The 13,836-nt window shown below is 42.9% G+C and carries 11 protein-coding genes and 1 pseudogene; 3 read left to right on the top strand and 9 right to left on the bottom strand.

The window, feature by feature from the left end:
* Positions 1-190 precede the first annotated feature (190 nt).
* From ACZ42C_RS09135 to ACZ42C_RS09145, 3 genes are all read right to left on the bottom strand, one after another.
* The gene (locus ACZ42C_RS09135) at positions 191-1,633 is read right to left on the bottom strand and encodes an NAD-dependent succinate-semialdehyde dehydrogenase (RefSeq protein ID WP_461181209.1); all 1,443 of its coding nucleotides are present in this window, start codon (positions 1,631-1,633) and stop codon (positions 191-193) included.
* A 75-nt stretch (positions 1,634-1,708) separates the two neighbouring features.
* Entirely contained in the window at positions 1,709-3,064 is a 1,356-nt protein-coding gene (gene gabT, locus ACZ42C_RS09140; protein WP_461181208.1) for a 4-aminobutyrate--2-oxoglutarate transaminase, read from the bottom strand.
* Between the two features lie 18 nt (positions 3,065-3,082).
* Positions 3,083-3,745 (bottom strand): GntR family transcriptional regulator, encoded by a 663-nt coding sequence (locus ACZ42C_RS09145; protein ID WP_461181207.1) that lies wholly within the window; start codon positions 3,743-3,745, stop codon positions 3,083-3,085.
* A 324-nt stretch (positions 3,746-4,069) separates the two neighbouring features.
* Between ACZ42C_RS09145 and ACZ42C_RS09150 the strand changes: the two genes are divergently transcribed.
* A complete protein-coding gene (locus ACZ42C_RS09150; RefSeq protein WP_461181206.1) occupies positions 4,070-5,032 on the top strand; it encodes a 2-hydroxyacid dehydrogenase in 963 nt (320 codons plus the stop codon).
* A 62-nt stretch (positions 5,033-5,094) separates the two neighbouring features.
* Here ACZ42C_RS09150 and ACZ42C_RS09155 read toward each other — a convergent pair whose 3' ends face one another.
* Together ACZ42C_RS09155 and ACZ42C_RS09160 are read right to left on the bottom strand one after the other, a co-directional pair.
* Complete coding sequence (locus ACZ42C_RS09155) at positions 5,095-6,282, bottom strand: M24 family metallopeptidase (RefSeq protein ID WP_461181205.1); 1,188 nt, start codon at positions 6,280-6,282, stop codon at positions 5,095-5,097.
* Positions 6,283-6,759: 477 nt separating this feature from the next.
* Positions 6,760-7,587 carry an aldo/keto reductase gene (locus ACZ42C_RS09160; protein ID WP_461181204.1) on the bottom strand — a complete coding sequence of 276 codons (828 nt, stop codon included), beginning with the start codon at positions 7,585-7,587 and terminating at the stop codon, positions 6,760-6,762.
* 253 nt (positions 7,588-7,840) lie between these two features.
* Here ACZ42C_RS09160 and ACZ42C_RS09165 point away from each other — a divergent pair.
* Positions 7,841-9,004 (top strand): annotated as a pseudogene (locus ACZ42C_RS09165) (potassium/proton antiporter); the annotation flags it as partial.
* 57 nt (positions 9,005-9,061) lie between these two features.
* Positions 9,062-9,310 carry a TrkA C-terminal domain-containing protein gene (locus ACZ42C_RS09170; protein ID WP_464891363.1) on the top strand — a complete coding sequence of 83 codons (249 nt, stop codon included), beginning with the start codon at positions 9,062-9,064 and terminating at the stop codon, positions 9,308-9,310.
* 48 nt (positions 9,311-9,358) lie between these two features.
* On the opposite strand, the gene ACZ42C_RS09175 is transcribed toward ACZ42C_RS09170, so the two are convergent.
* From ACZ42C_RS09175 to ACZ42C_RS09190, 4 genes are all read right to left on the bottom strand, one after another.
* Complete coding sequence (locus ACZ42C_RS09175) at positions 9,359-10,762, bottom strand: hypothetical protein (RefSeq protein ID WP_461181203.1); 1,404 nt, start codon at positions 10,760-10,762, stop codon at positions 9,359-9,361.
* Between the two features lie 266 nt (positions 10,763-11,028).
* Complete coding sequence (locus ACZ42C_RS09180; RefSeq protein ID WP_461181202.1) at positions 11,029-12,015, bottom strand: ornithine cyclodeaminase family protein; 987 nt, start codon at positions 12,013-12,015, stop codon at positions 11,029-11,031.
* A 52-nt stretch (positions 12,016-12,067) separates the two neighbouring features.
* On the bottom strand, positions 12,068-12,301 hold the full coding sequence (locus tag ACZ42C_RS09185) for a hypothetical protein (protein WP_461181201.1): 234 nt from the start codon (positions 12,299-12,301) through the stop codon (positions 12,068-12,070).
* Between the two features lie 61 nt (positions 12,302-12,362).
* Complete coding sequence (locus ACZ42C_RS09190; RefSeq protein ID WP_461181200.1) at positions 12,363-13,406, bottom strand: asparaginase; 1,044 nt, start codon at positions 13,404-13,406, stop codon at positions 12,363-12,365.
* Positions 13,407-13,836: the final 430 nt, after the last annotated feature.

Raw genomic sequence — 13,836 nt, forward strand, 5'->3', positions numbered from 1 at the left:
AGCAGACACCATCGGCTCCGGCAAGATCCTCCACATTCTGCAGGCGGCTGGTGAATCCCCTTAGACGCATAGCGCCCAAGTCATTTCACCGGTGCTTCCCCTCCCGCAAAAGTGTCCGTATGTTACCGGAGCTGATGTCTGAAACATTCGCTTAAACGTACTTGCGTCACAGCCTGTTTCTATTTCCTCTCTATTCCATTCCAATAGCTACATATTGCGATTCAACAAATGCCTCTATTCCTTCATGACCGCCTTCCCTGCCGAGTCCGCTTTCCTTCATGCCGCCAAACGGCACTTGTGCAGCAGATGGAGCTCCACTGTTCCAGCCGACGATGCCAAAGTTTAATTGCTCAATGAATTTGGTTCCCCTGGCTACATTGTCTGTATAAACATATGCCGCCAATCCGTAAGGTGTGTCATTGGCATATTTCACACCTTCTTCATCCGAGCTTATTTTCTGGATCGGTGCCACAGGGCCAAAGGTTTCCTCCTGCATGACCACCATGGAAGGATCAATATTTTTCAGCACGGTTGGGGTGTAGAAGAACCCATCCGTATCACTTTCATAAGGTTTTGCCCCTGTCACAGCTTCCGCCCCTTTTTCCAGTGCATCATCGACATGGCGTTTTACTTTATCATAGCCGTCCTTATTAATTAATGGACCGATCTTTACATCCTCATTCATGCCGTTGCCTACTTTCAGCTTTTCTACTTCTTCCGCAAATTTATCGGCAAATTCATCGTAGATTTTTTCATGAACATAGACACGGTTTGCGCAAATGCATGTCTGGCCGGAATTTCTGAATTTCGAAGCAATCAGACCTTTTACCGCCTGATCAATATTGGCATCCTCCAATACAATAAATGGAGCGTGGCCGCCAAGTTCAAGTGATAGTTTTTTTACCTGGTCGGCACTTTGCTTGATTAATAGTTTTCCAACCTCTGTGGAACCGGTGAATGTAATTTTGCTTACTTTTTCGTTTTTCATCATCGTTTCGGCTATTTCAGAAGATGAGCCGGTCAATAAATTAACGACTCCTTTTGGAAAACCTGCCTCTTCAAACAGCTCCATCATTTTCACCGCAGTCAGCGGACTGTCTCCGGAAGGCTTCATGATAACCGTACATCCTGCGGCAAGTGCCGGTGCCAGTTTTCTTGTCAGCATGGCAGCGGGAAAATTCCATGGGGTGATTGCACCTACTACTCCCACTGGTTTTTTCCATGTTTGCAGCCGCTTATCATTGGCATGGGTTGGAGTTACAGATCCATAAATCCGTTTTCCTTCTTCTGCAAACCATTCCACAAAAGAAGCTGCATAAACAACTTCCCCTCTCGATTCTTCAATTGGCTTTCCCATTTCCAGTGTCATCATTTCGGCAAGTTCTTCTTTGTTGTCCAGCATCAGCTGGTGAAATTTTTTCAAATATCCTGCCCTGTCATAGGGAGTAAGGCGGGACCATGAATAAAATGCTGCATTTGCCGCTTCTATGGCCTGTTCCGCCTCTTTGGCACCGCCATGCGGGACGGTACCGACCACTTCCTGGTTTGCCGGGTTGATTACTTCTTTTGTATCGAGGTCCTCCCCCGTCCATTCTCCGTTAATGTTTATCAAATATCTTTTTGCTTCGCTCATCTTCCGTTCACTCCCATCTTTATTTCTTCCTGCATGGATCAGCTTACTCTACATACTTCATCTAAACGGGTGCCATTATGCCTTTACGCCGGCAACAACCTCTTCAATCGCTTCCTCAAGGATGGTGAGGCCTTCCTCCAGCTGCTCATCTGTTATGACAAGCGGCATAAGCAGGCGGACAACATTATCATGCATACCTGCTTTAAGTGCGATAAGTCCCCGCTTATGTGCGGCCTGTAGCACCTGGCCGGTAACATCCTTTGCAGGGGTTTTCTTATCACGGTCTTCCACAAACTCCAATGCGCACATGGCGCCCAGTCCCCGGTAATCGCCGATAACATGAAAGCGGTCATACATGCTTTCAAAACGTTTCAATACCTTTTGCCCGATGTGTTCCGCCCGCTCATTAAGATTTTCTTTTTCCATCACATCCAGTACTGCGAGTCCCGCTCTGCACCCGAGAGGGCTTCCATTATACGTCCCGCCAAGTTCACCGGCATTGGCGCTGTCCATAACTTCACCCCGGCCGATGACACCGCTGATTGGTATTCCAGCTGCCATTGATTTGGAAATGGTTATCAAGTCAGGTTCCACCCCGTAATGTTCCATGGCAAAATACTTTCCCGTTCGGCCAAATCCGGTCTGTATTTCATCAGCGATAAATAAAATGCCGTGCTTTTTGCAAAGGTCATACACGCCCTGCACAAACTCCTTATCCGGTACGATAAAACCGCTTTCTCCCTGCACCGGTTCCATAACAAACGCCGCGATAAGATTTGGGTCAACTTCCGTAATAAAGAAATTTTCAATTTGCTGCAAAATATATTCATTGTAGGCGTCTCTGGACATTTCTTTTGGACGGCGGTAATGGTACGGGAACGGGGCATGATAAACCTCAGGCGCAAATGGTCCATATTCATATTTATATGGGTGAATCTTCCCTGTTAATGACATTCCCATTAAAGTGCGTCCATGAAACCCGCCGGAAAAAGAAACAATGGATTTTCTTCCGGTATACTTCCGGGCTATTTTAACGGCGTTCTCCACCGCTTCTGCTCCACTGTTGAAAAACATTGCTTTTTTATCAAAACTCCCTGGTGCGAGTGCCGCAATCCTTTCCGACAACTCGATGTAGGAGTCATACATCATGACATTAAAACCGGTATGAATAAATTTATCCACCTGGTCATGTAAAGCGTTTACAACTTCATCATGGCTGTGGCCCACATTAATTACGCCGATGGCTCCGGCAAAATCAATAAACTGATTGCCGTCCACGTCCCTGATCAGTGCACCTTTGGCAGATTCGGCAAATGTAGGTACACCATAGCCCGATCCGTGCGGCACTGTGGCATGCCTTCTTTCCAGTAATTCCTTTGCTCTTGGTCCCGGCAGTTCGGTCTGAATGCGTGCAAATTGTTTTGTCATCATAAGAACCTCCTTGAAAATTTACTTGTAATTTCCATCCAATAGTTTCTCTTCCACATATTCAATGTGTGTACGCACTTTTTCCTGTACTTTTTTTACATCCTTGGATGCCAATGCCTCATATAAATCCTTATGCTCTTCGTAAAAGGATTGATGACTGGTATAATATTTATCAAGGTGCATGAGAAAAGTACGGATTTGTACTTGAAGAGACTGATAGATTTTTACAATACGGGAGTTCCCGCATAAATCAACGACATAGCTATGGAACTTTGTATCCAGATCAAATAATCCATGCCAATCTTTGTCCTTTGCTTTTTGCCTCATGTTTTCAATGATCTTTTCCAGCTTCAACAAGTGCTCATCATCAAGTTCCGGGAGTGCTTTTTTGAAGGCTGTTGTCTCCAGCAGCGTCCTCAGTTCAATCATTTCATTGAAATCCTCCGCCGTAAAATCGGAGACATACGTTCCTTTTCTTGCTTGACTGACAACCAGCTCTTCCGCTTCCAATATCTTTAACGCTTCCCGAATCGTACTCCTGCTGACCGCATATTCCTCCGCAAGATCCGTTTCCAGCAAACGTTCACCGAATGCAATATCCTTATCCCAAATCCGCGACCGCAACTGCTCCGCAATTAACTCACTCAACGGCTTCTGCATAATCGCATACTCATTATTTCCCATCAACTCTCTCCTTCTTTTGCAACAAGGGGACCGTTCTACTGTTTCATTACGTTTTTTATGGGACAGATTAGGTATTCCCATACAGCTCTCTGAAAAATACCATCCCGACTTTTGCTGCAGTTAAACCTTTACACAATATTTGATGTCGATTGTCGACAATCACCATTTCCCTAATCATAATTCAGAATTTCTCCAATGTCAATGATAATTTACAGCTGCGGTACAATAGCACCTTGCCCCTGAAAGATTTGCATAATTTTAAATTGTTATTTAGAATAAGGGCACAGAAGATGAGAGTGTTACTATGATCAAAGGAGTGTCGGCATGAAAAAGAAGATAATTGCCTATAACCGCGTGGAAAAACCTGTATTGGATAATTTAAAACAGAAATATGATGTGCGTTTTTTTAACAGTGCTGAACCGTTGAATGATCCTGCTTTTCGGGAGCATTTAAAAGAAGCGGAAGGGATTATCGGGCTGGAGCTTCCCGTGAATAAAGAACTGCTGGAGCATGCTCCCAACCTGAAAATAGTCAGTAATGTATCTGTCGGCTACAACAACCTCGATATCGATGAACTGAAAAAGAGAAATATCATGGCTACCAATACGCCGGATGTATTAAATGATACGGTGGCTGATGTCGTGTTCGGCATTCTGCTTGCTGCTGCCAGAAGAATTACGGAACTGGACCGGTTTGTCAAAAATGGAGAATGGAAAGAAGAGGCCATCGGTCCGGAGTATTTCGGTTTGGATGTGCACCATAAGAAGATCGGCATCATTGGTCTTGGAAATATAGGAATGGCCATTGCCAACAGAGCGCATTTTGGTTTTCATATGGATGTTTTATATCATACGAGGAGCAGAAAGAAAGAGGCGGAAGAAACTTATGGAGCCACATATTGCACACTCCCCGAACTGTTGCGGGAGGCTGACTTTGTTTGCATGATGACTCCCCTGACGAAGGAAACAGAAGGAATGATCAGCCGGGAAGAATTTAAACAAATGAAGGATTCGGCTATTTTTATTAATGCTTCCCGGGGAAAAACAATTGTGGAAAATGACTTAATACAGGCCCTGCAGCAGGGAGAAATTGCAGGTGCAGCCCTGGATGTTTTTGAAAATGAGCCGACCGACCCGGATAACCCGTTACTTCAGATGGAAAATGTGGTAACAACCCCGCATATCGGCTCTTCCACCCACGAAACCGAATTAAAAATGTCACAGTTGGCCGCCGAAAATCTTGAAGCCGGCTTAAATGGAAAAACACCGCCAAGTTTAATTTGGTAAAGATAAAGACAGCGGGACGGTTTTGCTTTTGTACTGTAACAGCAGAACCGTCCCTTTTTTATTCATGCTAAACGAATATTTGGTTTTACATACAGTTCTCTCGGAAAGTCTGCAAGAACTTCTACACCTGTTTCAGTGACGCGGAAGGATTCGCTGATTTCCATTCCGACATGACCAAGATCAATAGTTGGTATCATATGGAAGACCATATTTGGTTCCAGGACGGTTTTGTCCCCCGGGCGCAGGCTTGCTGTGTGCTCTCCCCAGTCAGGCGGATAATTCAGTCCGGCTGAATAACCGATCCGGGATTCCTTTCGTATCCCGTTCCTGTCAATGGATGCCCTCCAGGCCAACTCTATTTCCTCACAGCTGACACCCGGTCTCACCGTATCCAGCGCTGCACTTACTCCTTCCATAACTATTTCGCTTAACCTTTGAATTTCTTCATTTGCTCTTCCAATAACTGCTGTCCTTGCCAGAGGTGAGTGGTACCTTCTGTAGCAGCCGGATAACTCAATAATGACAGGCTGACCTTCCTGGAAAGTTTCATCTGTCCACGTAAGATGACATGCTGACGTTTTCTCCCCGGTTGGCAATAAAGGAACAATTGACGGATAATCACCGCCGTAATCCTCGGTGCCGCTGATTTGAGCATGGGAAATGGCTGCTGCTACATCGCATTCCCTCACACCTTCATTCAGCCGCTCATACGCTACTTCCATTGCCTTTTCGGAAATAGCTGCTGCTTTTTTAATATATTCAATTTCCTGATCGGATTTTATTATTCTTATCCAGTTAACCAAATTGGTACCGTCTTTAAACGTTGCATCCGGCAACCCCTTCGTTAAATGGATATAGCTTCGGGCAGTAAAATAATAAGCATCCATTTCAACGGCGATCGTTATATTATGCAATTGCTGCTGTCTTAAAAATCCACTTACAAAGTCCATGGGATGTCTTACATCAGATTGTACATAGTGATCGGGATAAGGTAAAACATGCATATCGTCCAACCATGTCGTATGCCTGGCTGCATTGGCGTCCAGCCCCCTTCCTATCCAATAGGGCTGTTCATCCTCCAGGTTAACTACTAGCACCTGATGCACATAGAAAGACCATGCATCATATCCTGTTAAATAATTCATGTTTGCAGGATCTGTCACAAGAAGGACATCAATCCCTTTATCCTGCATTCTCTTTTTTGTTTTAGCTAGTCTTTCCTTATACTCAGTAATGGAAAAGGCCAACATGGAAATCCTCTCCTCTCATATCTCTTTTTATATTTTTTTGAAATCGATTGCAAAATAGGAAGTGAAGGTATTGGTCATATACTTACTGCGTAAATGGTGACTATTGCTTCAGGACAAATAAAGAAGTGAAAATTGGAAGAATTTAATGATAATTGCTGTTATTATATTTTATGCTGTGGCACATGCAATGTCGCTATTTTTTCTTATTGTCGATTGTCGACATGCATTCAAGTATATTTATTATAGTCTATAGAAATTTTTGCTGTCAATCTTTTTTTAACTTTTTTGAAAAAATTACGTTATCTATAAGAATATTAGCTTCTGTTATTATCTTATTCCCATAATACTTGTTTAAAAAACACCCCCGAGGTTAGATTTTGGTCTAACTTCAGGGGTGCACATCACTCAATAAATCCGTGTGTTTCAGAAACATCGTTATTTAAAGAAATTTATCCATTGATTCGGCATGTTTGTACATTAATCAAAGCTGTCAGGGTTTGTGCCTGCCCGATCATTTTTATTCAACCCGTGAATGCGTTTCATTTCCTCCGCTGTCAGAGAAAAATCAAAAATATCCGCGTTTTCTTTTATCCGTTTATCCGTTATTGATTTCGGTATTGTAATCACTTCATTTTGGACATCCCAGCGCAGAATCACCTGTGCCGCAGTTTTGTTATACTTTCTTCCGATCTCATTTAACAATGGGTCATCCAGAAGTTGTCCTCTTTTTAATGGAGACCACGCTTCCAGTTGAATACCGTGCTGTTTGCAAAAAGCATGCAGTTTCTCCTGTGTCAAATGGGGATGATATTCCACCTGATTAACCGCAGGCTTCACGTCACAGCCATCCAGCAAATGTTCCAGATGGTGGATATGGAAATTGCTTACCCCAATTGCCTTTACTCTTTCTTCTTTATAAAGTTTTTCCATGGCGCGCCACGTGTCTTTATATTTTTCTTTTACCGGCCAGTGAATTAAATAAAGATCCAAATAGTCGGTCTGCAGGTTTTCCAGTGTTTCATCAAATGCCTTTAATGTGCCTTCATATCCCTGCTGATCATTCCACACCTTAGAAGTAATAAAAATATCTTCCCGCGGTACACGTGAGTCCTTAACAGCCCGGCCAACGCCTTTTTCATTGAAATAAAAGGAGGCGGTATCAATACTTCTGTACCCTGTTTCCAATGCATCCTCCACCGCCTGGTATACGACATCACCATCTTTCACCTTGTACACACCGAGACCAAAGCCCGGCATTTTGACCCCATTATTCAACGTCAGCGTATCCTGCAGATGCTTAATCATTTTTCAATCCTCCATCCGAAATTATCTATCTTAACACCTATATTATACATACCCGCCCCTAAATAAAAAAACCCCAAGAAAATCTTCCCCCTGGTTCACGACAACTTTTTCATTATTTAGAATTGAGGGGTCAGACCCCAAGTTTAGCGTCTTATACCAAATTATTCAGAATTTAGGGGTCTGACCCCCGTTAGTGTGTACGATTGATTATTTATGGGTATATATATTTTTAGTATGTTATTTAAAGGGGTGAGTGACGCTGGACGAGCTACTTGATTCCAATCTAATTATTCTCGCTATTTCTATTATACTTATCATCAGCATTCTCAGCGTCCAATTTTCCATACGTATCAATGCACCTTCACTCATTTTCTTTATCGCTTTAGGTATGATTGTCGGTGGGGATCTGCTTGATCTCGTAACGTTTGACGATCCGCAGATTGCGCAGCTGATAGGGATGATGGCACTTGTTATCATCCTTTTTGACGGGGGAATAAAAACAAATTGGCAAACCATTCGGCCGGTAGCTTTCCCTGCACTGTCCCTTGCCACTTTGGGTGTACTTATTACAAGCATTATTCTCGGAATGGCTGCTAAATTTATATTTAATTTCACCTGGCCGGAAGCACTTCTCATGGGGGCGATCGTCGGTTCAACAGATGCTGCAGCCGTATTTGCAATGCTTCAGGGAAAGAATATTACAAAGCGGCTTGAAGCAACGTTGGAAGCAGAATCCGGTGCAAATGATCCGATGGCCGTATTTTTAACCACTTCCTTTATCGCAATGATCACGGCAGACGGAACTGGCATTATGGGATTTATCGGAGACTTCTTCTGGCAAATGGGAGTTGCACTGATTCTCGGCTTAGTAATTGGAAAAATTGGCAGTAAAGCATTATACCGGATTGACCTGTCCTCCAGTGGACTATATCCTTTGCTTGCCATTTCCTTTGCCTTTTTGGCCTTCAGTATAAGTGAACTGGCAAATGCCAGTGGGTTGCTCGCAGTTTATGTAAGTGCACTGGTGATCGGTAATTCAGGGTTAAAACAGAGAAATGCGATTCTTCGTTTTAATTAAGGTTTTACCTGGATTGCTCAAATTGGCTTATTTTTCATTCTGGGACTTATTGTGATTCCCGGTGATTTATTTTCCATGACTGTTATTTTACAGGGAGTGCTGCTGTCGATAATATTAATGTTTATCGCCCGTCCAATTGCTGCATTTATTTCTGTAGCTGGCATGAAATTCAGTATAAAAGAAAAGATTTTTCTTTCCTGGGCAGGTTTACGTGGTGCTGTGCCAATTGTATTGGCGCTCTTCCCGATGCTTGCCGGCCTTGAGTACAGCCAGCTCTATTTTAACGTTATTTTCTTCGTTGTTTTAACATCCGTCGTGATTCAGGGAACAACGATGCAGCCTGTGGCAAGTAAGCTCGGACTTGTGACCTCGGATGATGTGATTCCCCTGCATACGATGGATTTACTGTCTGTAGGGAAAAAAGATCTGGAAATCGTGGAATATGTTATTAACGAGAAATACAGTGTCGTTGGCAAAAACATTGAAGAGATTAACCTTCCTGATAAAGCGAATATTATCCTCATTATTCGTGACGGAAAAACCATTCCGCCGACTGCCGGTACAGTGCTGCAAAAAAAAGATATTCTGTATATCCTTGTGCCGGACGATAACATGGAAGATCTGGAGGAAGTGTTGCGGGATTAAATCACATACAAAATACAAAGGTGACTACAGCACACTTATGTCCTGAAGTCACCCTATAAAAATGCGTAACTGCACATATATTTGCACGAATACGTACAACGAGAGCGCATATTTCCAGTTAAACCGTATCCCATTCGTAAACCCGTTCAACCCATTGGATCCACTCAGTGTAATAACCGGCATAATCAACGGGGAAAGCAGAATGGAAATCGCACTCCCCGAAGTGACTGCGAGCACGATTAATTCAGGCGGATAGGGCAGATGAATACTTCCCAATATTCCGCCAACCAGTACAAGCACGGTCAACGGGCCAAGCCCGAAAAAGCCAAGAATGATAATAATAAAAGGAAGAAAATAAAGCAGATTTAAAAATGGCACCATTTCCTGCAACGAATAAATACCATCCACCACAGTTTGTGCAAAAGCTGTCTGGTTCAAAGAAAAAATCAGCATGCCTGCACCAAGCATGACACAGAGCTGATAGGACTGCCCGACGATGTGTTGCTTCATATGGGCTTTTCCATCAGCAAAAAAGTGGTTCATTCTCCCTTTTGCCATGAAGTAAACGATGGTCCAAACAATAATGGTTAAAGGAATCAGGATTAACAATTCTATATCAATCAGACTGTATAATAGAAAGATCGTTCCGAACAAAGATATAAACAAAATCACAAATTCAATGACATTTTTATTTGTTTCCTCCTGATTCTCCGATTCCCGCAGCACTTCCTCTATTTCATTTTGCAGTCCGGCTGTCAAATCGACACCGTAACGCTTCTCCTCAAAGTAAGAAAAAATTACTGCCAGAACTACACCAACACCAGCCATCCCCATACCCTGTAAAATGGAAATGAACAACGATGCCTCCATGACATCGACTACAAATACAAAGCTTGGGATACTAATTACCCATAGCGTCGATAAGGCAAATCCGCGCAAAAGTGCTGTTCCTTTAAAATTCTCCCATGCTTCTCCTTTTTCATCCTTCAGTATCATTGTCACAAACTGATACATCATAGGTATGGCACCAAATAAAAGGAAATAGGCAATAATCTGGGTAAAGGATACCATTCCAGCGTAAAATTTCCGGCTTGAATCAAGCAATTTATGCCCAAAAGCAACAATTGCTTCCATATAAAACTCTTCTTTTAGGACCCAGCTGATCATCGGCACAATAACGAGCAGTCCGATCACATCACGCATTTGCAAAAGACCGCCTGTAAAACCGTAAAGCAGCTCTGTATCCGAGACCAGGAAAATAATAAATCCACTCAAAAATAACAGCAAAGGCAATTTAAAACGGCCGGGTTTATAATTGAAAAGTGCAAAGACCAATATGACCAAACCGCTGGCCATTAAGAAAAACAACAAAATGTCGTTATAATAAAAATATGTAATAAAATGCAAAAGTGCATAAACACTTATGCCAATACTTACTCCCCATTTGCTCATGAATCAGTTTCTCCCTGCAGTTAACTTTCTCTCCTATAAGGATAAACTAAATTTATAGATTTAGAAAGGTTTCGATTTTAAAGGTGTTCCTTATTTCAGCAACGAATGCGACGGAATTATAGAAAATTCACATTTAGTTATCTTTTAGTGAATACGTTAGTTCTTCCTAAAAAACTTTAATCCACCTCTCAGCTAAAACATTTTCCCAAGGCGCGAAAAAATGCAGATGTCATCAGGTTAACTGCACTTTAAACTGTTCATTTCAACTACAGCTCTATCCGCCTTCCAAACCCTTTCTCCATTGCTTTTTCAAAAATCCCCTTCGCCACTGCAAGATCAAAATAGGCTGCTCCAACTGATTTAAAAAAGGTAATTTCCTCATCAGATTCACGAACGGGCTTAGCTTCATCCACTTTCAAATCACTGAGTTCCCCGTACACCTCTGAAAAACGCCAAGCACCTTGCCTGTCTGCATGAATAAGTTCTCCCGCTTCCTCTTTCACGCTGGCTAAATCATCCACCACAATTTTTGCTGCTCTTTGAATCGTGGTTTCATCCACTTCTCTCATATCAGGCAAGTAGGATCCCACTCCGTTTATATGGGTACCTGCTCTTAAATCATTGCCATTGAATACTGGATCATTTGACCTTGTACTGCAGCATATAATGTCAGATTCCTGTACTACTTCTTTGGCACTTTCCACTACTTCAACAGATTGTCCCACTCCACTATCCACTATTTTTTCCTTGAACCGTTCCGCTTTTTCCTTCGTCCGGTTAAATAGCATAATATGGTCGACATCTCTTGCTGCCAGCATCCCCAGCACCTGCTCAAACGCCATGCCGCCGGTTCCTATTACCCCAAGCCTGCTTGCGTTTTTCCGAGCCAGTTTTTCTGTTCCAATCGCACTTAAAGCACCTGTACGCAACCGTGTTAAAAAAGAAGCATTCATCATGCAAATATGCACCCCGGTTGCAGCATCCGTCAGCATGATCACACCCTGTGTGGTCGGCTTTCCTTTTGCCGGATTTTCCGGAAATATGGACACGAGCTTCACAGAAGCAATCTCCTGCGCGAGGTCTGCACTGGGCATGTACAAAGCGGATGCCTGATATTTCGGCACATCAATTACGGTTCTGTGCGGATTCGTAATCTTTCCTGCTTTCTTCGACTTCAATGACTGTTTCACATCTGCTATGGCGTCCTTCATGAAGTAATTTTCCTGTATATCTTTTTCGGAAAGAATTAACATGTTATCCATCCTCTCGGTTTTCAGCCTATTGTTTTCCTATACTGCAGCTTTGCTAATTAATAATAAAACCCTGAATTACGACAAAAACCAAAAATACGAATATCACCACACATGCAATCCCCAGCCATGTTTTTCCCTTCTGAAATTCAATAATGCCAAGCACCAGCATTAACAATGAAACGGCCAGTAATGTAAACGGAAATATATTCATATTATTTGTCAGCAAACTGATTAAAGATAAAACAATTACGACCATGGCAAGTACCATCCTGGCTTGTTTCAGCATTCCATCACCTCTTCGTTGACAGTTTTCTATGCAGACTGGCGCATCATCTTTTGCGCGATAATCATTTTTCAACTTTCATTTGCTGTAAAACATTTAATTCAAAGGCTGAGCGGACCACTCCGATTTTTTCATCTCTGGCATTCAGCACCGGAGCACGATAATAAGTATCCAATTGATCCCAGGCGGATGGATCTCCTATGTTCAGCTGCCTTAAAACTTCCATGGATGCAACGCTCGTCCCTCTCGCATTGCCATCGTCTATCTTTACAGCAACTCCTACCCCTGTTTCCCGATCGCCAAAACAGTGAACACCTTCTGCCCCGCCTTTTGCCACTATTCTGCCTTGAAAAACATTCATCAAATCCGTATCGAAGCGCTTTGTCCCGGCAACCATTTCCGGATAATTCACCATAGCATCTCTAATATGTTTGAGCGCTTCCTTTCTTTTTTCGGAACCACGCGTCCACTTCTGCGGAGCAGCAAGCCTGCTGAAAGCGAGTGCCAGCTGGTTCAGCGGAATTCGGTGAACTGGCACGCCGCATCCATCCACAGAGATTTTAATTTCCTCTTTGGCAAAATCAGAGACGTCGGCTATAACCTCCAAAATCTGCTGCTGGTACGGATGCGATAACTCCCGGTAGGAAGCAACATCCATGTCCTGTTTCTTCACTCCCGCAAGCATCCCGGCATGCTTTCCGGAACAGTTGCTGAAAAACGGGGTTAGCTGTTTCCCTTCCCGCATAAGCTGATTATAGCTTTCTATATCCCTTGGTATGTGGGTTCCACACTGCAAATCACTTTCTTTTAAACCAATTTTCCGTAAAACTTCCGCTGCCCCATTTCGGTGAAAAGCTTCCCCGCTGTGACTGGCACAAAAAAGGGACAGCTCCCTGTCTGTTAAGTTATACGCTTCCATCGCTCCGGACTCCACAATGGGTACCGCTTGAAATGGTTTCATGGATGAACGGGCAAAGGTAAGTCTGTTTGGATCACCATAGTAAGCCAGCAAATCCTCCTGTGGTGAAACAACAGCGATATGTACATCATGTGCGCTTTCCACATAGTCCCCACGGTACACATGAATCGGTTTCAATGTTTGGTTCATTGGCTACCCTTCCTTTCTTGTCTGCTTATGTTTTATGTTTGATATTCCAGCTTGCCCAGCTGATGTGTTAAAAACGAGAATGACAGATCACTAGATTATATAAGACTTGCTTATGAATTAAGTTTAAAGTGGAATTCTACCATTAACTTTACCATAATTCAGGTAGTAAGGACATGCATGTATAATGGCGAGTATGACAACAACTGTTATCATAGCTATTGGAACACAAAAGGAACATATGTATTTCCCGGGAAATGTATTGTCAAAGGCAATATGTAAAGATGATGCTTTAAAAATATAAGAGCAGCCCGGGGATGAGCTGCTCTTTGGATGAGGACAACGAGGAAGCATTTGAAAAGTTAAAGCCTTTTCAAGTGCGAGAATGATAGTGCAGAAAGTGAACCGGTTTATCCTCTTCTTCATTTATACA

The sequence above is a fragment of the Virgibacillus kimchii genome, assembly GCF_055379185.1.